This window comes from Patescibacteria group bacterium, from assembly GCA_026397045.1.
GTDB lineage: Bacteria > Patescibacteriota > Saccharimonadia > CAILAD01 > BJGX01 > JAPLVO01.
The window spans coordinates 34,921-58,774 of sequence record JAPLVO010000009.1 but is presented as its reverse complement, the minus strand read 5'-3'; the positions used below and the strand labels follow the sequence as shown (position 1 = coordinate 58,774).

The 23,854-nt window shown below is 43.6% G+C and carries 17 protein-coding genes and 1 tRNA gene; 17 read left to right on the top strand and 1 reads right to left on the bottom strand.

Translation table 11 applies throughout. The annotated features are described in order from the left end of the window. Positions 1-432: 432 nt before the first annotated feature. From NT111_01590 to NT111_01565, 6 genes are all read left to right on the top strand, one after another. On the top strand, positions 433-1,029 hold the full coding sequence (locus tag NT111_01590; GenBank protein MCX6804693.1) for a ribonuclease HII: 597 nt from the start codon (positions 433-435) through the stop codon (positions 1,027-1,029). Continuing rightward, positions 1,026-1,376 carry a YraN family protein gene (locus tag NT111_01585; GenBank protein ID MCX6804692.1) on the top strand — a complete coding sequence of 117 codons (351 nt, stop codon included), beginning with the start codon at positions 1,026-1,028 and terminating at the stop codon, positions 1,374-1,376. The genes NT111_01590 and NT111_01585 overlap by 4 nt, the downstream gene beginning before the upstream one ends. Before the next feature lie 150 nt (positions 1,377-1,526). Beyond that, positions 1,527-2,720 carry a transcription termination factor NusA gene (nusA, locus tag NT111_01580; GenBank protein ID MCX6804691.1) on the top strand — a complete coding sequence of 398 codons (1,194 nt, stop codon included), beginning with the start codon at positions 1,527-1,529 and terminating at the stop codon, positions 2,718-2,720. 41 nt (positions 2,721-2,761) lie between these two features. Beyond that, entirely contained in the window at positions 2,762-5,230 is a 2,469-nt protein-coding gene (locus NT111_01575) for an ATP-dependent Clp protease ATP-binding subunit (GenBank protein MCX6804690.1), read from the top strand. A 48-nt stretch (positions 5,231-5,278) separates the two neighbouring features. Continuing rightward, positions 5,279-6,607: a DNA repair protein RadA gene (radA, locus tag NT111_01570; protein ID MCX6804689.1), complete on the top strand. Its 1,329-nt coding sequence runs from the start codon at positions 5,279-5,281 to the stop codon at positions 6,605-6,607. Positions 6,608-6,620: 13 nt separating this feature from the next. Further along, positions 6,621-7,625 (top strand): PIN domain nuclease, encoded by a 1,005-nt coding sequence (locus NT111_01565; protein MCX6804688.1) that lies wholly within the window; start codon positions 6,621-6,623, stop codon positions 7,623-7,625. Between the two features lie 31 nt (positions 7,626-7,656). On the opposite strand, the gene NT111_01560 is transcribed toward NT111_01565, so the two are convergent. Further along, positions 7,657-10,515: a transglycosylase domain-containing protein gene (locus tag NT111_01560; GenBank protein ID MCX6804687.1), complete on the bottom strand. Its 2,859-nt coding sequence runs from the start codon at positions 10,513-10,515 to the stop codon at positions 7,657-7,659. 194 nt (positions 10,516-10,709) lie between these two features. Here NT111_01560 and tyrS point away from each other — a divergent pair, with 194 nt between their 5' ends. The 11 genes from tyrS to NT111_01505 all read left to right on the top strand — a co-directional run bounded on the left by tyrS (position 10,710) and on the right by NT111_01505 (position 23,854). Then, positions 10,710-11,888, top strand: coding sequence for a tyrosine--tRNA ligase (gene tyrS / locus NT111_01555; GenBank protein MCX6804686.1), 1,179 nt, complete (start codon positions 10,710-10,712; stop codon positions 11,886-11,888). 34 nt (positions 11,889-11,922) lie between these two features. Next, positions 11,923-13,956: an ATP-dependent DNA helicase RecG gene (gene recG, locus NT111_01550; GenBank protein MCX6804685.1), complete on the top strand. Its 2,034-nt coding sequence runs from the start codon at positions 11,923-11,925 to the stop codon at positions 13,954-13,956. A gap of 117 nt (positions 13,957-14,073) precedes the next feature. Then, on the top strand, positions 14,074-14,823 hold the full coding sequence (locus NT111_01545) for a zinc dependent phospholipase C family protein (GenBank protein ID MCX6804684.1): 750 nt from the start codon (positions 14,074-14,076) through the stop codon (positions 14,821-14,823). After that, the gene (locus NT111_01540) at positions 14,804-15,337 is read left to right on the top strand and encodes an RsmD family RNA methyltransferase (GenBank protein MCX6804683.1); all 534 of its coding nucleotides are present in this window, start codon (positions 14,804-14,806) and stop codon (positions 15,335-15,337) included. Before NT111_01545 ends, NT111_01540 begins: the two co-directional genes overlap by 20 nt. Further along, positions 15,338-15,424: transfer RNA gene (locus NT111_01535), tRNA-Leu, on the top strand. Between the two features lie 254 nt (positions 15,425-15,678). Then, on the top strand, positions 15,679-16,521 hold the full coding sequence (locus tag NT111_01530) for an aldo/keto reductase (GenBank protein MCX6804682.1): 843 nt from the start codon (positions 15,679-15,681) through the stop codon (positions 16,519-16,521). A gap of 174 nt (positions 16,522-16,695) precedes the next feature. Then, a complete protein-coding gene (locus tag NT111_01525) occupies positions 16,696-17,589 on the top strand; it encodes a DMT family transporter (GenBank protein ID MCX6804681.1) in 894 nt (297 codons plus the stop codon). Between the two features lie 178 nt (positions 17,590-17,767). Continuing rightward, positions 17,768-18,160 carry a cupin domain-containing protein gene (locus NT111_01520; protein ID MCX6804680.1) on the top strand — a complete coding sequence of 131 codons (393 nt, stop codon included), beginning with the start codon at positions 17,768-17,770 and terminating at the stop codon, positions 18,158-18,160. Between the two features lie 112 nt (positions 18,161-18,272). Next, positions 18,273-19,550: a trigger factor gene (gene tig / locus NT111_01515; protein MCX6804679.1), complete on the top strand. Its 1,278-nt coding sequence runs from the start codon at positions 18,273-18,275 to the stop codon at positions 19,548-19,550. Between the two features lie 19 nt (positions 19,551-19,569). Further along, positions 19,570-20,160 carry an ATP-dependent Clp endopeptidase proteolytic subunit ClpP gene (gene clpP, locus NT111_01510; protein MCX6804678.1) on the top strand — a complete coding sequence of 197 codons (591 nt, stop codon included), beginning with the start codon at positions 19,570-19,572 and terminating at the stop codon, positions 20,158-20,160. 190 nt (positions 20,161-20,350) lie between these two features. Further along, positions 20,351-23,854, top strand: coding sequence for a DNA-directed RNA polymerase subunit beta (locus NT111_01505; protein ID MCX6804677.1), 3,504 nt, complete (start codon positions 20,351-20,353; stop codon positions 23,852-23,854).

The window sequence follows — 23,854 nt, the reverse complement described above, 5'->3', positions numbered from 1 at the left end:
CAGAAATGCCGTCAACGACGCCGACGACCGCATCCAGCCTGAAATTACTAAAGAGGATCAGCCGAAGATCGATGGCTCGGTAGTATCGGAAAATAACGATGAGCTAAACCAAGTAGATGAGAGTACCGAAGATCTAGCAAAGAAAGAAAACAAGCAAGCCTCTAGTGATGACCCTAGCAATGACGAAGCACCTAAATCCAAGCCTGCAGATGAAAAGATCAATACTGACGGGCAGGATGAGGCTCAGCTCCCAGCTGAAGAATTTGAAGCAGGCATTGATAAGGCCGAGAAGAAATAGTAGGCTGGCTATCACAGCTATCAGTAATTAAAAAATGGCCTAGTGAGGCCATTTTTTAATTACTGATAATTATAAGCTATTGCTTAAAGCAAGCATGCAGTAGTTTTAATCATAGAGGGGGCTTGATGATACCAATGGCAACAAAAAGACTCGAAAACACCCTTAGACGGCAAGGTTATAATCTTATAGCTGGAATAGATGAGGTGGGGAGAGGCTCCTTAGCTGGCCCACTGGTTGCTGGAGCTGTGATATTGCCTAGTAGCTTCTCTTATAGATTGGCTGACTCCAAGCTGCTAAGTCCTAGGCGCAGGGCTGAAATGGCTTTCCTGATTAGAAAAGAATCTGTGGCGTATGGCTTGGGTTGGGTAAGTAATGTAGAGATAGATCAAATAGGTCTTACAAGAGCGGTGGTACTAGCCTACGAAAGAGCCCTAGAGGGCATGGAGGTAGAATTTAGTATAGCTATTTTAGATGGCAATTATAACTATCTGGATGATTACTCGTGCGCAGTATCGGTAGTTAAGGCAGACACTAAGGTTGCCTGTGTTGCGGCTGCTAGTATAGTCGCTAAGTTCGCAAGAGATGAGTTTATGCATGAGCAGGATAATTTATATCCAGGCTATGGGCTCCGCAATAATGTTGGCTATGGCACAAATCAGCACATAACTACAATTAGGAGTATTGGTATAACTGATCTCCACCGAATTAGCTTCTGCGGAAAGTATCTATGAAAAATACTACTGCCATTGGGCTCAAGGCAGAGGCATTAGCAGCCGAGTATTTAGCTAGTATCGGCTATAGCATTATTGAAAGGAATTACCGCAATAGATTTAGTGAAATCGATATAATTGCTCAAAATGTTGAGTATATTTGCTTTGTGGAGGTTAAATATAGAAGCAATTCGGGCTTTGGCGGCGGCCTGTCGGCTATCTCAAAAGATAAGCAAAGGCGGCTCAGGAATGCAGCTCAATATTGGCTATCTATCAATCCTCAGCCCGAATCATTACAGCCAAGGCTAGATGTTATATCGGTGGATGGCCAAGGAGCTATCGAGCACATCCTAGACGCAGTTAATTAGCATCAGCTGCTATTGACATATACCTGCTATTGGTACTAAAATAGTGTCATAGTCTGTATTAAATAACTTAGTCGGTTGCCTCTTTGAAGTGCCGGCTTTTTTGTTCAGAGGGACTGCAGTACAACTTAATAACATCTTAATAGGAGAATTATGCAAAATCAATTTTTATCAGCAATAGAACAAATATGTGAAGAGAAGGGCGTATCTAAAGATATGGTGCTGGAAGCTATATCGGCCGCTATTGTAGCAGCCTACAAAAAAGACTTCGGTGATAAAGAGCAAGAAGTTAGGGCCGAACTAAACAACGATAATGGCGAAGCAACAATTTATATTACCAAGGAAGTGACTGAACAGGTCGAAGACCCAATGGTTCAAATATCTTTGGCAGATGCTAAGAAAATTAAAAAAGATGCCAAAGTCGAAGATATGCTCGAGCTTAAAGAGGAGAGTAAAGAATTTGGTAGAGTAGCGGCCCAGACAGCTAAGCAGGTTATTGTGCAGCGCATCAGAGAGGCCGAGCGCGATGTAGTATTTAGTGAATTTAGCGATAAAGAGGGCTTGCTGATTAATGCTATAGTGCAGCGCTTTGAGAATGGGAATGTATATATTGATTTAGGCAGAGCAACCGGTGTTATGTTCCCTAATGACCAGATCCCAAATGAAAAGTACTATCCAGGGCAAAAGGTAAAGGTATTCGTGGTCAGAGCCGAACAAACCAGCCGTGGTCCTCAGATCGTTGTAAGCAGGACGCACCCTGATATGGTGCGCAGATTATTTGAGCTGGAGGTGCCAGAAATAGAAAATGGCAATGTTGAGATCGCGGATATTGCTAGAGAGGCTGGGGCTCGAACCAAGATAGCCGTAAAGTCAAACTCTGATGGTGTAGACCCAGTAGGCACATTTGTGGGTGGTCGAGGCAGTAGGGTCCAGTCCGTGATGAGTGAGCTCGGTGAAGAAAAAATAGATATAATAGCCTATAGCGATGACCCTGCGGAATATATTACCAACGCTCTATCGCCAACTAAGGTCATAAGTGTCAAGATTGACGCAGAAAATAAAAAAGCCCTAGTAAAGGTCCCCGAGGATCAGCTGAGTCTAGCAATCGGCAAGGCTGGCCAAAATGTTAGATTGGCTGCCAAGCTGACTGGATGGAATGTGGATATAGATGGCTCAGATGATTCTGGCATAGAGCAGACCGCTAAGGAAATCCAAGATCAGCCTAAGCCTAAAAAGACTGCCGACATTGAGGAGTCTTTGATTTCAGCAATCAGCGATTCTGAGGCAACTCCAGAGCCAGATTCTACCTCCGAAGAAAAGCCACAAGGCAGCCCGAAAGGCAGCTAAAAACCTAAAACTTTGGTAAGATGTAAGAAAGGACAAGAGCAATGCAAGAAGATTTTTTAAGCCACTTTGATAGATTCACTCTAAACGCAAGAAAGAGCCTGGAGAATGCTGGCCTCTTAGCGATAAATATGGACTCTAACTATATAGGTACCGAGCATCTTTTGCTGGGGATGCTAAAAGCCCAAAGCTCCATTGGCGCTAGATTACTTTCCGATATGGGGGTTAGGATAGATAATGTTCCAATTAGCCCAAAGCATAGCATCCAGACATCCACCCACGCTAACGCTATTGAGCTTTCCGAAACAGCCAAACAAACCATAACTTCTGCTCTGCGCATTGCCCAGCAATATGGCCAGCCATACGCCGGAACAGAGCACTTGCTTTTTGCAATCTTGAGCCAAAAAAATTCTAGAGCTATTACTATTTTGAAAGATATGCAGGTGGCTCCAGGTACCGTTCGGGCTGAGCTCGAAGAGTACCTCAACTCCCAACCCTCACAGGTTGAGATACCACAATCTAGTAGTGCCAGAAAAGGCTCCAAGCAAACCAAGACACCAGCGCTTGACCATTTTGGTATTGATCTGACCGAGAAAGCCTCTAAGGGGTCCCTAGACCCAGTTATCGGCAGGGGAGTTCAGATAGACCGAATGATTCAAATACTAAATCGGCGCAGCAAGAACAACCCAGTTCTAATAGGAGAGCCAGGTGTTGGTAAAACTGCTATAGTCGAAGGCCTAGCCAAGAGAATAGTGGACGAAAAAGTTCCCGAGATGCTTATTGGTAAAAGGCTAATGATGCTCGATATGGCATCTGTTATAGCGGGCACAAAGTTTCGCGGAGAGTTCGAAGAAAGACTTAAGAAGATAATAGATGAAGTTAAGGCATCTAAAGATGTGATATTATTTATCGATGAACTTCATAATGTAGTAGGTGCTGGAAGCGCTGAGGGGGCTATAGATGCTGCCAATATACTAAAGCCTGCGCTATCTCGTGGCGAGGTCCAGACAATAGGAGCCACTACTTTGGATGAGTATCGAAAGTACATAGAAAAGGATACTGCGCTGGAGAGGAGATTCCAGCCTATCATAGTTCCTGAGGCAACGGTTGAGGAAACCATCGAAGTTATGATGGGCTTAAGGCCCAGATACGAAAAATTCCATCGTGTAAAAATATCAGATGAAGCCATAGAAGAAGCTGCAAAGTTAGCTAAACGCTATATAGCCGACAGGTTCCTTCCAGACAAAGCAATTGACTTAATGGATGAGGCTTCATCCCAGGCAAGAATATCGCGATCTAGTACTGACGGTCGCGGCAAAAATTTATCCAAGCAGCTTGAAAAGGTTTTGATACAGATTGATGATGCCGTCTACAATCAGGACTTCGAACAGGCCGCTAGGCTCAAATCAGAGGCTAGTGTTATAGAGCAAAAACTCAATGAGGCGGAATCTAAGAATAATAAAATAGCTAAAGTTCAGGTCGGAGCTAATGACATCGCCAAGGTTGTTGCTCAGTCAACCGGGATACCGATTGCCAAGCTAGTCAAGTTCGAGACCGACACCCTAAAAAACCTAGATGAATCAATTAAATCTAAGGTCATCGGCCAAGACGAGGCTGTAGATTTAATTGCAAAGGCTATTCGCCGCAATCGAACTGGCATTAGCGACCCATCTAAGCCAATTGGGTCTTTTATGTTCCTTGGGCCAACTGGAGTCGGGAAGACAGAACTCGCAAGGGTATTGTCTCAAGAGCTATTTGACGACAAAGACGCCATGATAAAGGTAGACATGAGTGAGTTCATGGAGAAGCATAATATGTCTCGTCTGGTAGGGGCTCCCGCAGGTTATGTTGGGTATGAGGACGCTGGCCAGCTAACAGAAAAAGTAAGACGCAGGCCATATAGCCTTGTCTTGTTTGACGAAATAGAGAAAGCCCACCCAGATATATTCAATATACTCTTGCAGGTCCTAGAGGATGGTGTGCTCACAGATGCTAAAGGTAAAAAAGTTGATTTTACGAATACCATAATAATAATGACAAGTAATGTCGGTGCGAAAGTATTAGCCCAGGAAGCTGAAATCGGCTTCGCTACAGATACACCCAAAGAAGAGAGGCACCTAAAGCAGATACATCGGCAAATGACAGCAAAGATCACGAAGCAACTTAAAAAACAGTTTAGGCCAGAATTCCTAAATAGGGTGGATCATGTTGTCGTGTTTAAAGCGCTATCGAGAATCGACATCGAGAAAATAGCCGATTTACAGTTAAAGGACTTAGCTAATAGGCTCGATGCTAAAGAAGTAAAGTTAAAGTTCAAGCCTGGTGTTAAGAAATTGCTCTTAGAGCAGGGTTACGACATGGAAAATGGCGCAAGGCCTATGAAACGAGCAGTCCAAAGGCTAATAGAGGACAAGCTCGCTACGGAAATTGTCGATGGCATGATCAAGCCCGGTGATATCGTAGAAGTATCGGCGAAAGATGGGCTGGTAGAGCTTAAGGTAAGAGCCTCCTAAGTCTGTTCGTAGATTGTTCGTATATTAAAAGGGGTGTATACTTTAACTATGGCCAAATCAACAAAACAATTCTCCTGCCAAAGCTGCGGCGCTATAACTAGTAAGTGGGGTGGCAAATGTATGCAGTGCGGCGCCTGGGACAGTCTAGTTGAGTCCGTTTCGCTTGGTGGATTAAAATCTAGGTCATCTGTCAGTCAGGCTCACCAGCCAGAACAATTCGATGAAATTTCATCTTCTGGTAAAAGCCGAATTAGCACAGGTAACATCGAGATAGATTCCGTATTAGGGGGTGGTATTGTGCCTGGTAGCTTAGTGTTATTGGCAGGCGACCCGGGCATAGGTAAGTCTACCCTAGTATTACAGATTGCTGCCGAGATAGCTAAGTCCTACAAGGTTCTCTATATTAGCGGCGAGGAATCTGCATCGCAAGTAAAGCTAAGAGGAAGCAGGCTCAAGGGGCTACATACAGACTTCGATTTCTTGGCAACGACCGATATCCAGGATGTTCTGTCTCATGCCGAATCTAGTAAGTACCAACTAATAGTAGTTGATTCAATCCAAACGATGGCTAGCCAGGAACTTAGTGGGGCAGCCGGAACGACAAGCCAAATAACAAACAATACCAATAGCCTGGTTAGGGCCGCAAAAAGCACGAATACTTCCTTTATAATAATTGGCCATGTTACCAAAGAAGGTAATGTAGCTGGCCCAAGGCTTATGGAGCATTTAGTCGATGTAGTCCTATACCTTGAAGGTGAAAGATATGGCCTTCTAAAGTTACTTAGGGGTGTAAAAAATAGATTTGGTGCTACAAATGAGATTGGCATGCTAGAGATGACTGAGGGGGGTCTAACCGCAGTCAGTAACCCATCCAAGGCACTATTGCAAGAAAGGCAGGAGCTGCCAGGTAGCGTAATATATGTTGGCATGGAGGGCAGCCGGCCAATATTAGTGGAGGTCCAAGCCCTTGTAAGCCCGAGCGTGTTTGGGTACCCCAAGAGAGTAGCAGATGGGTTCGATATTAATCGGCTTGGCTTACTATGCGCTGTGATGCAAAAAAGAGGCAGGGTCAACTTGAGTAGTCAGGATGTTTATGTTAATATCGTTGGTGGTATCAGGCTATCTGAGCCAGCTATTGATCTAGCAATTATTTTGGCCATAGCATCCGCGTCGAGCGGAAAAGTAATCAATTCGGAGTCAGTGGTATTCGGTGAAGTTGGACTTAGTGGTGAGATCAGATCTGTAAATATGCCCAGTATTAGGCTTAAGGAAGCCAAGAAGTTAGGTTTTGGTAAGGCTATTGTCCCAGCTAGCGTCAGCGGAACTGGCTGCATCGGGGTTAGAACAATTGCCGATGCAATAAAATCATTAAAGTAAGGAATATAAAAAAATGCTTATAGTAGAATTAATATTATCATTATCACTAATAGCGGCTCTAGCCGCCTATCGCTTGGCTCAATTAAGCGCACAAAAGCTAATACTAGTAGGGATTGGTGCACTATTTGGGAGCCTCATAGGATCCCTGCTAGCCACCCCCATATCGGCTCTCTCTGATCCCTATGGGCAGTATCTGCCAACAGTAGTAACAATTCTTTTGGCAATATTCATGGCAGTTTTATTTTATTCTAAGCATGAATTTTTAGACGCATTACTACCAAAAAAAGGCGATAAGAAAACTAAGGATGATAAGCTCAAGCCTCTAAAGCTAGATAAAAATCAACGACGCATACTGGTTGATACCTCAGCCATAATAGATGGTCGTATAGGAGATATTGTTGCCACTGGCTTTATACCCGGCGCACTTATTGTTCCCCGATTCGTATTGGCTGAGCTCCAAAACATCGCCGATAGCGAGGACCCGCTTCGCAGAGGACGAGGTAGGCGTGGCTTAGAGATACTCAATGAAATGAGGCTAAACGATAATCTTCACCTTGAAATTATCGAGGACAACCCCGAAGATGTTAAGGAAGTTGACCATAAGCTGGTATATCTAGCTAAAAAATACGACGCAAATATCTTAACTACAGATTATAACTTAAATAGGGTTGCTACTATCGAGGGTGTTAAAATACTAAATATCAATGAATTGGCTAATTCAATAAGAGCCGTGGTTCTGCCAGGTGAAATTATGAAGGTTAATGTTGTTCAGGGTGGTAAGGAAAAGAACCAAGGAGTTGGTTATTTACCAGATGGTACTATGATAGTTGTCGATAAGGGAGATAAGCTGATAGGTAAGGATGTAGAGTGTGAAGTCACCAGGATATTCCAGACGGTGGCCGGCAAAATGATATTTGCAACGCCAACAGCAAAGTCTGGCTCAGCTAGTCCAAGGCACTACTCACCCAGAGCTAGTCACCCCCAGGTAGATCGCACAAGGCATAAAAAAGCTAAATAACTATTTCCAGTTCATCTGGGCATAGTTTTATCTATGGGTAGATTGTCTTGGTGCCAGCACTATTTGTATAAACTAGTTTTACATTGGAGCTAGATCCAGATACCCCATTCCATAAGCTAGGGGAGATATTCCAGTTTACTGGAGAACCCGGCTTCGGACTACCAAAGGCTACACCGCCAACATAGAGCTGGGAGTTAGGTGGGTCGCTTGCTGTCAGAGTAAATATGCAGTTACTAGCCGAGCAACTAAGATTGGCACCACCAGCTCCTGTAGCGCTGACGGTAACGGTATTGCTAGTGCCAGAGTATAGCCCCTCGTCAGTTACCACGGCACTAAAAGTGTGGCTTCCAGAAGATGGGGTTATGGTAGTAGCAAACCCGGGGCCGCCACCAGATTTGGAGTCTATCTGATTACCGTCCATGTAGAATATCACTCTACTGACTGGGAATTTGCCCGCTGTTGTATTGGCAGTAACTGTAAAAGTACTGCCACTATTTGGGCTTACGGATAATGCGGCTATTGGCACAGGGTCATCACAGGAGTGCACATCATCCTTATCGGATGGGATACTACCGCCCTGCGAGTATCCTAGGGTCCTGGCCAGGGCTTGGACTGGTGGGTTCCATCGCGAATAGGAAGGGTCGCTCGGAGAGATCTCTGCTGTGATAAGCGAGCCAATGATATCTTTTTTAGCAGCCGCAGGCGTGCAATCGGTAGCTAGTTTACCAGAAACTATATCTATAGTGGCCTTTTGCGAGTCTTTGGCCTGTTCGATTTTATACCAATTCGGGAATATGTCAGTTCGTGGCTTAGAACCCTGGATGAGCGATTTGCCAGTGTTGGCGTCAATGGTTTCTTGTTTGATCCCAGCTGGTTTATCAAATTGTTCATCTGGGTCATTTTTCGTAACTTCCTTCATATACTGGTTCCAGATAGGAGCAGAGACTATACTAGCCGACTGGGACATTGGGCTATTATCATTATTCCCGGCCCATACAACCGTGGCCACTCGTTTAGTAAAGCCTACTGTCCAGGCGTCTCGGTAGTCTTCCGATGTACCAGTTTTTGCAGCAACAGTTTTTCCAGGGAGGGTAAGGGGATTATTGCAACCGAACACACCCAGCACGCAACGGGCTGCGTTATCGGACATTATACTGCTAATCTCATATGCAATTTGCGGGTCGATTGCTTGCTTGGGCTTATTGCTATCTTCTTTAGTATTGTCTTCTAAAACCTTGCCTGAGCCATCGGTAATCTTAGTCCAGTACACCGGCTCGCGGTGTTCGCCGTTAGTTGGGAAGGCCGAGAAAGCGTTTACCATATCGACCATGCGAACTTCTCCTGCTCCAAGAGCCATACTAAGTCCGTATTCTTCCGCTGAGCGGTTATAGGTTGTAATACCCAGGTCCTTTGCGGTTGATATGAACTCCGGGATACCGCCAATATAGAGGGCTTTTACGGCGGGGATATTCAGGGAGCTGGCAAGGGCAACCCTGGCCGATTGCACTCCGTAGAAGCGGTTGGTGTAATTCTTAGGCTCATAGGCAGGGCTCCCACCGAAATTAGTTTTAACATCATACATCGTGCTGCCTGCACCCCAATTCTTTTTGAACATGTTAGCATACACCAGCGGCTTAATAGACGACCCAGGCTGCCTTAGTGCTGTGGCTACATTGAAACTGCCAAAGTCTGGATCATTAGTATCGTAGCTTCCGACCATGGATAGCACTTGGCCAGTTCTAGGATCAGCCGATACAAGCGCCGAATTGCTCCCACCGAAGCTTCTGACCGAACCTATATTTTTCTTTAATACATCCTCGGCAACAGTTTGTTTTTCTAGGTCGATGGTAGATATTACCTTTAATCCACCTTCATTTACTCTCTTGATGCCATATTTTTCCTCTAGCTTCTCTCGTGCATACTGTATAAATTGAGGAGCCTTAACATTGGCGTAGGGGTTGTAAGGTTTAAGCTGAGCGAGTATATCTACTTCTTTGGCTGTATTGGCTTCATCGGACTTGATATAGCCTTGCTCTACCATAAGGTCAAGCACGCGGTCTTTTTTAATTAACAACTGGGCTTTATTTTGGCCATAGGGCGAATAGTATGTCGGGGCCTGAGGTAGGCTTGCAAGGGTGGCACATTGGGAAAGGCTTAAATCCTTGGCATCGATGCCAAAGTATTGCTTAGAAGCGGCCTGTACACCATATGCAGTTGAGCCATAAGGTATCTCATTAAGATAAAGTTTTAGAATATCGTCTTTTTTGTACAGCTGCTCCATCTGGATAGATAAAATCAATTCTTTGATTTTACGCTCAAAAGTCCGCTCATTTGTTAGCAGGGCATTTTTAACATATTGCTGGGTGATGGTAGAACCACCCCCCTTAGAGGGATCCTTAAAGACTACTCCAGAAAAGGCCCTAACAACTCCCTTTGGGCTAAATGCGCCCTGCTTGTAAAAGTCTTTGTCTTCTAGAGCTACAGTGGCATCCTTGATACACTTTGGCATTTGGTCGAACTCTACTATACTGCGGTTTTTGTCACCATAAACTTCAATGAGTAGATTCTCGCCAGTGCGATCGTATATTTTGGTAGTTTGGGCACTGACTCGGGAGTTAATTTTATTAGGGCTTGGCAGGTCTTTAGCAAACCACAAAAAAAGCCCGGCTATAGCCAATATTATTAAGGCTAGGGTCACGCCATAAATCTTAAGGGCTTTTTTACTGGTTATTGTACGAAAAATGTTTTTATAGTGAAATTTGGCCCAGCCTTTAGGCTTGGCCAAGGCAAGTTTGCTTGCACCGGGCTTTACAGATCGACTCTTCTTGGAGTGTTTTACGATCCTTCTAGGTGTGTTAGGGGGTATTTTACTAGCGCGTTTTTTAGCCATAAACTTAACTTAAATTATACCACGAGTTAAATAATAATTGGTCTTAATCATCATTACATTAAAACGCTATTATTGGTATAATGTGACAGATATGCAAACCATACTATTTAGTAACCTACACTCATATTATTCAAATGGCTCTACCGCTTAGAGCCCGCAAATTATTTTTTATTAATTAATATTCAAGGAATAATATGAAATCTAAAGACATAATAAACGATTTACTAACTCGAAATGTTGAAGACCTGATCGTACGCAGTGAGCTCGAAAAAAAACTTAAATCAAAAACTAAACTAAGAATTAAGCTAGGCATAGACCCTACTGGCAGCCGTATTCATATTGGTCGCGCCGTTCCACTTTGGAAGCTCAGACAATTCCAGGAATTAGGCCATATAATAACTTTTGTGGCAGGTACTTTTACAGCCCAAATTGGCGATACTTCCGATAAGGAATCTGAGCGAAAGATGCTCACCAATGAGGAGGTGACGAACAACTTCAAATCATACCACGCCCAGTTGTCTAAGATACTTGATATGGACAAGGTTGAAGTGTTCCAGAATGGGGATTGGTTCAATAAGATGCACTTAGAGGAGTTTTTCAAGCTTACTAGCTTGTTTACCATCCAGCAGATGACCGAGCGTGAGAATTTCGCAAAACGCATCAAGTCTAATAAGCCTGTTGGTCTGCACGAAACTTTGTATGCCCTGCTCCAGGGCTACGATAGCGTGGAAATGCGCACTGATCTAGAAGTTGGGGGCACCGACCAGCTTTTTAATATGCTAGCTGGGCGGACAGTCCAAAAAGCATATGGGCTAGATCCGCAAAGCGTCATGACATTTCATATCCTAGAAGGTATGGACGGGCGCAAAATGAGCACCTCGTGGGGTAATTGCATATATATAGATGATGATCCACTAGATATGTATGGCAAAGTAATGTCAATCCGCGATGAACTTATCCCGGTGTATTTCAAGATGGCAACTGATCTCCCCATGGATATAATTACCCAAATCGAGAAGGACATGTCGTTAGGGGCTAACCCTAGAGACACTAAAGCCAGTCTGGCCCGTGAGATTGTCGCAAGATACAATGGCAGAAATTCAGCCTTGAGTGCCGAAAAGAGCTGGAACTCGCAGTTCAGGGATGGGGATAAGCCCCAGGCTATACCAACATACTCTACCTCAGAGGCACCCATCCTGGATGTTATCGCTAAGGCTTTCAAGGTCAGTAAGTCGGAAGCTCGGCGAGTAATTATGCAGGGGGGTATTAAGCTCGATAGCCTTCAGGTTAAGGATTTGGAGATAACCATCAAGTCTGACTGCACGGTGCAGTTCGGTAAACGCAGGTATGCTAATATCAAGATAAAGAAGTAGTTTATCGTTTTTTCTTCATGCTAGAATATAATCTATGACATTAGATAGTTCGCTAACAAGGCTCAAGGGGGTTGGGCCAGTACTGGAAGCTGCCCTTCGGGCGGCCGGCTTAAATACTGTGAAGGATCTACTGAACTACTACCCTAGGAAGTGGGATTCTTATCAGGCTGTGGATAAGATTAAAAACATCAGGCCAGGGCTGGTCAGCTTTGAGGCTAGTGTTGAAAAGGTCGCAATGAGGCGCAGTCAGCGCCATAGCAGATTATCGATTACGGAAGCTATATTAAGCGACGATACTGGGACAGTTAAGGCGATTTGGTTTAACCAGCCCTATATTGGCCAGGCCCTCAAGCCTAATAGTGTCCATAGGTTTAGAGGGAACTATGAGTACAAGAACGGCTACATTAGTCTTCAGTCCCCAACCTTCGAGGCTGGCCCCATCAACGCAGGCCGAGAAGACATCGTCCCTATTTATCCAGAGACTAAACAGCTTAATTCAGGAATAATAAGAAAGCTAATGCTTCAGTGTCTTGAATCAGCAAGTGAGCTGAAGGATGTATTGCCAGCCCCAATTATTAGCCAGCACCAGCTTATACCCATATCTGAGGCTATACGGTTACTACATTTAGCGCCTAACGAGCAGGCATTAAAGATTGCCAAAAGACGAATCAGCTTTGAGGAAATTTTTGAATTGGTCCTAACTGGATTAATTATTAAAAATAATATCAAGACATCACCGGCGGTTAAGATAAATTATAGTACTGAGGTCGCTAGGCAGTTCGTCGGACTTTTAGACTTCGAATTGACCAATGCCCAAAAGAAGTCGGCACATACTATCCTAAAAGATATCAGCCTCCAAAAACCCATGAATAGACTGCTCGAAGGTGATGTCGGAAGTGGCAAAACTTTAGTTGCCCTGATGGCCTCAGTTATGACTATTAAGGCTGGCTACCAGGCTGCGATAATGGTCCCTACAGAGATATTGGCCCGTCAGCACTTCCAGAGCGCTGAAAAACTCCTTTCCAGGCTGGGGGTAAAGGTTGGTTTATTAATATCAGACATGAATAAATCACAGCGCAATGAGGTACTAAGCAAGATTAGTTCAGGTGAAGTCGACTGCGTTATTGGAACGCATTCATTGATCGGTAAGGATGTAGAGTATAAGAACTTGGGCCTGGTTGTAGTAGATGAGCAACATCGCTTCGGGGTAAATCAGCGCACCACTCTTAAAGCTAAGGCGGAATATATGCCCCATGTTCTAACAATGACAGCAACACCGATTCCCAGAAGCTTGGCACTAGTTGTCTATGGCGATCTTGATGTATCAATAATAGATCAGCTGCCTCCTGGTAGAAAACCAATAACTACAAAGTTGGTCAAGGAGATCGACAGAGTGCATGTCTATGCGCATATCGATTCGTTAATCGGCCAGGGCCAACAAGTTTATGTTGTTTGCCCGCTAGTAAGTGACTCGGATAAACTAGGGGTAAAGAGCGTCGAAGGTGAGTTCCGGACGCTTCAGAATACTGTATTCAGGCACCGACGAATCGGCTTGGTGCACGGCAAGCTGAAGTCAGGCGAAAAGGTAGCTATTATGGATCAATTCAAAGCCGGCAAGCTAGACATGTTGGTAGCCACATCTGTTATTGAGGTTGGTGTCGATGTGCCCAACGCAACTATAATGCTAATAGAAGGGGCAGAAAGATTTGGTCTGGCAGCTCTTCATCAACTCAGGGGGCGAGTAGGCCGGGGTCAGCAGCAGTCTCATTGCTATCTATTTACATCTTCCGAGAGCCCTAATGCCATTAAGCGCCTAAAAGCGCTAGAAAAAACTAGCGATGGGTTCAGGTTAGCCCAGATAGATCTAGAGTCTCGAGGTCCAGGAGAAATATATGGTACTGCCCAGCATGGACTTCTGGACCTCAGGATGGCTGACATATTCGACCTAGATCTGGTTTCGGAGGTCAAGTCTTCGGCCCAGGCTTTTATAAGTAAGCATAATCTGTTAAAATACCCCCAACTTGGCGAGAAGATTAATAGATTAAAGAGCATAACCTCACTCGACTAGTTGAGCTTAGGGCCTAATTCTCCAAAAGAATTGCTAAACAAGGGACACTCGTAAATATATGCTACAAAATAACTTACCAGTCATCATGACTATTGTCCTGGAAGGAAGTCTTATCAAATGAACTCAGGTTTTTTTAGTCATCTCACTAGAGGCAAGATGCTTAATTCTATCGGCACGCATCAGAAGTTCGATCGTACTGCTTATAGCCTTATTAAGGGCAAGCTGGATCCCGATAAATTTCCTCCAAGATCGTTACTGCTTAAATTTGAAGGTTCTGGTGGTCCTGATGGCCTTAAATTTAAAGGCAAGTACAAAACAGACCATCTCTGGGACCCTGTTAACAAAATAGGGCACCTGCCGGATTGGATAGAGATTAACTATCGTAATTTGGTTGATGCTTTAAAGAAGGGGGATATGGCAAAGGCTTCTTTTGAGGCTGGGTTTATGGCTCATTATCTGACCGACAGCTTGACGCCAGCGCACCACCTCAGCCATAAATTTATACTAGAAGAGTATGAGGGGAAGAAATATCGTCGACGCTGGAAGGTGTATGGGCATAAGGGCCTACTAAGTAGCCATGTGGCATTTGAGGCGGGTATCAGTAGCGCCATATTCTTTACCCCCATTAAAGTTAGTTTCGACCAAGCCCTCCTAAGAAGTATTAAAAAAGAAGGCATTAAGTCGGTCGTACTTCATGAGAGTTTATCGATCTCAAAGCACAATATATATGATCAGTACCTGCAAAAGGGTTGGAGTGCCAAGCTGGCAAAGACTATCAAGGCTACATTGGTAGTTCGTATCCCACAGCTTATCGCTGCAGCCTGGCTAGCAGCCTATTTAGAGGCGAATGATACAAGCAAAGATTAGCTCTGGGGAGTTTCAGAGCAGATCTATCGAGTTACCGCCTCAAGGAGTGACAAGGGCAGTGACTGGGAAAGTTAGATCGGCGATATTTAACTCTATCGAGGTGACAGACTGCAAAGTCTTAGATTTATTTGCTGGTGGCGGCACCCTAGGTTTTGAGGCTTTAAGCTTAGGGGCCAGCGAAGCAACCTTCGTAGACCATTCCTTGCGAGTTTTCAAAGTACTCCATCGCAATGCTAAGTCTCTTGGAGTAGAATCCCGTACGATTATAGTCAAAAAATCAGTAAGAAGTTTCGCTTCGAATTGCAAAGAGGTATACGATGTAGTCTTTTTTGACCCACCATACATAGAGTTTGATATTGCTCTGGTCAAAGGCATATCAAATCTGGTACAATTAGGCGGCATTTTGGTGATAAGTACATCAAGCAAAGTAAAATACGACATACCTAATGAGTACTTCCAATTGGCTCAAAAGCTGTATGGTGACACCAAAATAACATATTTACAAAAACAGTAAGCCGGGATGGTGGAATTGGTAGACACGCCAGTCTTAGGAACTGGTGGGGTAACACCCGTGGAGGTTCGAGTCCTCTTCCCGGTACCAAAGTAAAAACCCTGAGAAATCAGGGTTTTTACTTTGGTATGGATGAGAAACCTAAGGTTCGTTGAACGAGGAGCGCAGCACCAGAATTAAGCTTGCTTAGATTTTGGTCGAGCAACACAGTTAGAAGATTGCTAGCCCGCTACTCTCTTCCCGCTACCATAAGCAGCCTCTGTTAGAGATAGCAGGGGTTTTTTACTTAAGTTCTAAGGTGTTATTGGTTTTAAGTTCTGGTTGGTGTTTGGTATACTCAGGACATGCAATCACAACTTCCTAAACTTGCACTCGGGACTTGGCTAATGGGTGGAACGAAAGACCCTGACCCAAACAACGACGATGCAGGCGACATAAGGGTCATCAAAACAGCTATAGAGTCAGGTGTTTCGCTTATTGATACGGCCCAAAACTATGCAGGTGGAAAGTGCGAAGAACTCGTTGGCCAAGCTATAGCAGACTTACCAAGAGAGAGTATTCAAATACTAACCAAGCAGAACAGACTCAAGCTATCGTATGACGAGGTTATTGAAGGCTGCCACGATAGCCTCGGGCGACTTGGCGTTGAATACCTTGATTACTTTGTCTGCCACGCACCGAATCCTGATTTTGAACTAGCTGACTTTTTTAAAGCAAGCAATCAACTATATAAAGATGGCTTGATTAAGCAGGTGGGCGTAAGTAACTTTGGAGTCAAATCCCTGCAAATAGCCATCGATAATTCTGATATTCCAATTGCACTAAATCAGCTCAGCTTCTCCATAAATGATAGCGATATCCTGACTACTGGTGTCTATGATTTTTGCTTAAAGCACAAAGTACCAATTCAAGCATATCGACCGCTTGTAAATATCAAGGAAGAGCAAGACAGCTACAGGCTGCTCCAAGAGATTGCCATGGCTACAAAGCTAACTCCCCACCAAGTTTTAATTGCCTACCTAAATAGCTACGAAGGTATTTCTTTCACTACACGAGCAAGTACCGCGGAACACTGGCAACAGATTAAGGATGCTTTGGAAGTAACCCTGGAGCCATCGGCACTTAAAGAATTGAAGCAAGTACACATGACCAAGCAGGGAGCATTCACGCACTTTCTAGACATGTAGGCTCTAGTCTCGTGCGGTAGATTAGACCAAACTTGATACATTCCTGCTAAGCTGCGTACACCTAGAAAGCTCTGGCAGTTTAAGCTTCCAATTCGAATGTACTTGGGCTACCAAGCCTATGAATTATGACCTCATTACTGGGGTCATTTTTTATTTGTCTGATATGATGTATTTATGGTGAAAAACAAATCTAAAGCACCCGTGGGTGCAAGCTTAGTAGTACTTTCCTCAGTTTTTTATGCCAGCTATGGGATATGGACAAAACTTATGGGTAGCTTTTTTGATGGTTATACGGCGTCTGCACTTCGTAGTATATTGGTTGTTCTAACTTTGCTACCTATAGCTATTTTTAGAAATCGTCTTGAACCATTAAAGATTAATCAAAACTGGAAATCAATAACAGGAATGTTTATAGGATCATTATTCACATGGGGACCTCTCTATTACGCTATCCAACAAGCAGGTGTCGGAATCAGTCTTACGGTGAGCTATGCCTGTATGGTTATTGGCCTATTCTTCTTTGGTTGGTTATTTTCAAATGAACGTTTTACAAAAGATAAAGCAATAGCAGCTTTATTAGGATTTTTAGGATTAATGTTAATCTTTTCTCCAAAATCAACAGGATTTAACAGATTAGCACTAGGTTTTGCGATTATTAGTGGTGTTTCTGTGGCTCTTACAATGATTTGTGCTAAAAAACAGAAATATAATGCTACGCAGTCTACGTTGATTTTATGGATTACATCTATTTTTGCGAATTTCATCATGGCATTTTTACTAAAAGAGTCTATACCGAAGATAGGACTCCATATTGAGTGGGTTTATCTAGTATTATTTGCGATAGCATCAGTAATTGCTTCATGGTCACTTGTTAGTGGGATGAAACTTATTGATGCTGGCGCGGCAGGCATTTTGGGATTGTTAGAAATAGTATTCGGACTAGTTTTTGGAATTATACTCTTTAACGAAAAACTTAGCACAACAATAATGCTGGGTGCATCAGCAATAATTATTGCATCAGCGATTCCATACATTAGAGATTACAACTCAAAAAAAGGCACATTATAGTAATTTTCTGTAATAACCCGCATGTCTAAGTAATTACTAGCCCGCACCTATTGAAGTGCAGCCACCGAGACAGCTCCACAAGCAGTACATTCCAATTCAAATGTGCTTGGACTACCAAGCCTATGAATTATGACCTCATTACTGGGGTCATTTTTTATTTGTCTGATATGATGTAAGTATGAATAATGAAACTATTAATGAACGTACAAAGCGTATCCTGGCTCTACTCCAAGAAAAATATCCCACAAAAGACAGTTACGACTTGGATGGTCGAGGTTTGCATTTTGTATGTGAAGTAGAGCCTGTTAGCGAGCATCCCGAATACGATACTGCCATAGAAATAATTATTAAAAGCAAGCCTCATAAACATTTAAAAATGACCCAGCGATACACTGTAATAACAGGAAGCATGGTGCTTCATGTAGAAGATGAAGCAATACAACTAAAACAAGGTGATAAGTTTGTGGTTACACCAGGAAAAACTCATTGGGCAACCAGTGATGGAAAATCGCTAGTAGAACTATATTCTGTACCGGGATGGACAAAAGAAGACCACATCAGGGTAGATTAGTATTACCCTTTCTAGTCTTCTGCGGTAGAGTAAACCAAACCTACATCAGTAAAAAACCATACTATTTTGGTACTAGAAAATATTATTTCAATCTGATATACTTGTCAGCGTTATGATCAAATCTACACATAAAAAGTCCGGCAGCACAATGACATTGACCATTACGGTCGATGGGCAATTCATTGACCCTTATAAGCAGGTAGTATTAAAGCGCCTCAAAAAAGACCTTAAGGTCGACGGTTTTAGGCCTGGCCATGCACCCGATAACATCGTAATTCGTGAACTCGGTGAAGCACGAGTCCAAGCCGAAGTGCTTGAAGAAGTAATAGATAACGCCTACAAGAATCAAATGCGTGAGAAAAAGATAGAGAGCCTTGGATCTCCAAGTATTGATCTGAAGAAGTTCGTTCCTTATAGCGAACTTGAGTTCTCTGCTGAATTTCCTATAATGCCTAAAATTGAATATGACTACTCCAAGCTAAGAGTTAAAAAGCCAGCACTCAAAGTTGATAAAGCAAAAGTCGATGAGGCCATTGAAAACCTGCGCCAGCAGATGGCTAAAAGAGTTGCCACTGGTAAACCAGCTCAAAATGGAGATGAAGTTAAATTTGACTTTGAAGGGGTAAGAAAGGGTAAGCCAGTCGAAGGTGCAGCTGCCAAAAACCACACTCTGATTTTGGGCCAAGGCACTTTTATACCAGGCTTTGAAGAAAACCTAATAGGATTAAAAGAGGATGAAGAGAAGACTTTCGAGATAACCTTCCCGAAAGACTATCATTCTGAGGATTTGAAGGGGGCTAAGGTAGAGTTTAGTATCAAAATTAACAGCATTCAGTCTGTTGAGCTGCCAAAGCTAGATGACGAATTTGCCAAGCTAGTGGGCAACAAGACTGATGTTAAAGCTCTTAGGCTAGACATCGAAAAAGTTCTGCAAGAGCAATATCAGGAACAGGCAGATAAAGATTATGAAAACGCTATCCTCGACGCACTTCTGACCAAGGCTAAATTTGAGGCTCCAGAGCAACTAATTGCCCAGCAAGCAGAGCAACTAGAGAGCGAGATGGATAAAAACCTCCATAATTCTGGATTAAATCGTAAAAAATACGCTGAAATGCAAAAGCGAACCGAGGATGATCTTAAAAAAGAGGTTACAGACGAAGCCACTAAGCGAGTCACGGCAGCGCTTTTATTGAGAGATGTTATAGGTACCTATGGCATCAAGGTTAGCCAGATTGAACTAGAACAAGAGCTTTCAAAAATGACCGAACAGTACAAAAGCGACCCTAAAATTCAAGAAGAACTCACTCACGGTCATTTTCAGGATGATTTGCGCAATCACCTACTTACCCAAAAGGCGATTGCTAAGCTCGTAGAGTTCGCAAGTAGCTAATTCGTGCTAAAATAGCTATATGAACGGACAGATACTAATCCCCACAGTCATAGAGAAGACCAGTATGGGCGAGCGCGCCTATGATATATATTCTCGCTTGCTAAAAGAGAGGATAATATTCCTGGGAACAGAGGTAGATGACACTGTAGCTAACTTAGTCATCGCTCAGCTTTTGTTTCTTGAGAGCGAGGATAAGCATGCAGATATCAAATTGTATATTAATTCGCCCGGAGGGAGTGTTACTGCTGGAATGGCAATATTTGATACCATGGAATTGATAAATCCGGATGTTAGTACAATTTGTGTTGGTATGGCCGCAAGTATGGGGGCATTTCTGATGGCTTGCGGGCAAAAAGGCAAGAGGTTTTCGCTGCCCAACTCTAGAATAATGATCCATCAGCCCTCGGGTGGTTTCCAGGGTACTGCTTCGGATATCGAAATAACAGCCAAAGAGATCATTAAAATCCGCGAAAAGCTAAATATAATTCTATCTGAAAAAACAGGCCAGAAAGTGTCTAAAATAACCAACGACAGCGATCGTGATTTCTGGATGGATGCCAACGAAGCCAAAAGCTACGGCATAGTCGATAAGGTCGTCGAAAAGAAGTAATTTAACACCTTAAAACTATTGACTAGCATCCAATATTAGTCTAGTATTTATCTTTATAGAGGACGCTTAAACTTTTATAACGGGTAAATTTCGGTGGGATTCGGAATATATCGGTTTTTTATCTGTTTAGAAAAACCTCTTCTTCATCTTATTAACAAATTAAGTAATGCAAGAGGAGACACTACAATATATGGCAAAGTCAGCCAGTGCTAGAATTTACCTTAACAGTCAGACCACACCACTAAAACTACCTGATCTTATAAAGATTCAGCTGGATTCCTACAATTGGTTCTTTGAAGAAGGCCTTAAAGAACTGTTTGAAGAAATCTCGCCAATAGAGGACTTTACTGGCAAAAAGTATGAGCTAAACTTTAAAAGTTATAAGTTCGACCAAGCCAAAGTTACCGAAGAGCTCGCTAAAGAGAAGAACCTCAGCTATGAGGCATCACTTAAAGCAACTATAGAATTGATAATCAAGGAAACAGGTGAAGTAAAAATCCAAGAGATTTTCTTAGGCGACTACCCAATTATGACTGCTCGTGGCACCTTCATCATCAATGGCGTAGAGCGAGTTGTCGTGAGCCAGTTGCTACGCAGCCCAGGTGTATTCTTCACGCGCGATGGCACTGCTGATTATTTTTCGGCCAAAATTATCCCATATCGTGGCGCATGGCTAGAAATAGAAACTGCTCAAAATGGTGTTATGAGTGTCAAGATAGACCGAAAGCGTAAGCTTCCAGTTACTACACTTCTTAGAGCATTTGGGTTTGGCACAGATACCGAGATTAAGGAGATATTTAAGGATGCTGATAGCGGGGAAGTAAAGCTGATCGAAGAGACACTTTCCAAGGACCCAACTAGCACTACAGCAGAGGCACTTATGGAGGTATATCGTAGGATTAGGCCTGGCGATCTAGCAACAGTTGAAAATTCCAAGGCTTTACTGGATAGTATGTTTTTTGATTTTAAGCGCTACGATCTTAGCAAAGTAGGGCGCTACAAGCTCAATAAAAGATTCGGCGTTAATGTTAAGAATAACCCTGACGGAAGAGTACTTAGAAAAGAAGACCTTATCGGGATTATCACCGAGATAATCAAGCTTAGCAATAGTAATATGCCTTCAGAAGATATCGACCACCTAGGGAATCGCCGACTAAAGATGGTAGGGGAACTAATTCAGGGTCGTTTCCGAGTCGGCCTGCTGCGAATGGAGAGAATAGTAAAAGATCGAATGAGTATTGCCGATCCAGAGACTATTATCCCTGGACAGTTAATCAATGTGCGCCCGATTGTGGCTAGCGTTAAAGAGTTCTTTGCTAGTCACCAATTGAGTCAGTTCATGGATCAGATCAACCCATTAGCCGAGATCGTCCACAAGCGACGACTAAACGCAATGGGCCCTGGTGGATTGAGTCGTGAGCGTGCTGGATTCGAAGTTCGTGATGTACACAGAACTCACTACGGACGAATTTGTCCTATCGAAACCCCAGAAGGGCCAAATATTGGGCTGGTAAGCACTTTGGCCACATACGCCCAAGTAAACGAGTATGGATTCATCGAGACTCCATACTTCAAAGTTATAAATGAAGTTGCCGTTAAGGATTCAGTAGGAGAATTTTCCTCCAGGACTATTTCTGAGGGTGGCAAGGTGATTGTTAAGGCAGGCGATAAAATAACTGCTACTCTGGCTAAGGCAATAGAAAAATCCGGCACAAGTGCCGTCAGAATAAAAGCACGCGCTACATCTGAAATCGTATACCTTGATGCTACTGATGAAGAGAAGGCTGTGATAGCCCAGGCGCAGACGCCAACCGACGATAAGGGCTACTTTGTCCAGCCCCGCGTACCAGTAAGGGGTGTTGGTGGTGAGGCCGATGAAGAAGATGCCAATAATGTCGATTACATGGATATCAGCTCTAACCAAGTAGTTGGGGTATCAGCTGCCTTAATCCCATTCCTCGAGCACGATAATGCCAAAAGAACTCTAATGGGTGCGAACATGCAGCGCCAAGCAGTAGCTCTTATTAAGCCAGAAGCCCCGATTGTCGGAACTGGTGTAGAGGGAAGGGTTGCAGAGGACTCTGGGCAAGTAATTTTAGCCCAAGAAGATGGCGAAGTACTTTCAGCTGATGCCAAAGAAATAGTCGTCAAGTACAAGAAAGCAGGCAGGAAATCTTACAAGCTGATCAATTTCGTTCGATCTAACCAAGGGTCGTCAATGCATCAGCGCACTGTGGTTTCCTCAGGCCAGATGGTCAAGAGAGACGATATCCTAGCAGATGGAATGAGTACTAAAGAAGGTGAGTTAGCTCTAGGGCAGAATGTATTGGTGGCATTTATGCCATTTGAAGGCTTAAACTACGAAGATGCCATTATAGTCTCCCAAAGACTCGTTCAAGATGATAGGTATACTTCAATACATATTGAAACCCACCAAGTAGATGTCCGAGACACGAAGCTAGGTGCCGAAGTTATAACTAGGGATATCCCAAATGTATCTGAAGACAGCCTTAAGGACCTTGACGATGAAGGTGTGGTACGAATAGGAGCTGAAGTAGAGGCCGGCGATATCCTAGTAGGTAAGATAACACCTAAGGGGGAGACCGATTTATCCAGTGAAGAGCGGCTTCTTAGGGCCATATTTGGCGAAAAAGCTAGAGATGTAAAGGACACTAGCTTGAGGTTGCCAAATGGTACTGCAGGAAAAGTAGTCGAGGTGAAGATACTTAGTAGAGAGGCCGGGGATGACCTCCCAGCTGGTGTAATTAGCCAAATATATGTAGCTGTTGCACAGCTTAGAAAAATATCAGTTGGCGATAAGATGGCTGGACGGCACGGTAATAAGGGCGTAATTAGTAAGATATTACCTATTGAAGACATGCCCTATCTAGACGATGGCACACCAGTAGACATTATTCTAAACCCACTAGGTGTAGGTGCTCGTATGAATATTGGCCAGATACTAGAAACTCACCTAGGATGGGCGGCTCAGGCACTAGGCTACCGAGTTGCCTCCCCTGTGTTTGACGGAGTTAAGGTAGACCAAATCAAAGCAGAGCTTAAGAAGGCAGGCCTACCTGAAGATGGCAAAGCTCAGCTATTCCATGGCTATACCGGTGAGCCATTCGCAGAAACCACTACAATTGGCTATAAGTATATGCTGAAACTTCAGCATATGGTTGATGATAAGATCCATGCAAGATCAACTGGGCCATACGCTATGGTTACCCAGCAACCACTTGGCGGTAAAGCTCAAATGGGTGGACAGAGATTCGGAGAGATGGAAGTTTGGGCTCTTGAAGCATACGGCGCAGCCAATACACTCCAGGAAATACTTACTATAAAATCTGATGATGTAATTGGCAGAAGTAAAGCCTATGAATCAATAATTAAGAATGATGAGATAAAGGGGCCAAGAATACCTGAATCATTCAATGTGTTAGTTAAGGAGCTGCAGAGCTTGGGATTAGATGTTGAACTAGAGAAACCCAAGACATCACAGGTTATGCCAGCCGAAGAGCTACTAGAGAAAGGCCTTGAAATTGAAGCTGATGAGCTTGGCTCAACCGTACTCATGGAGGGCGATAAAGCCGCCGAGGGCGAAGCGATAGTGAACCTCGCCTCTGATGGATCCGAGGATGATTTTGAAGCCCTAGCTGATAATGATACCAAATTAACCGAGAAGGAAGGCTAG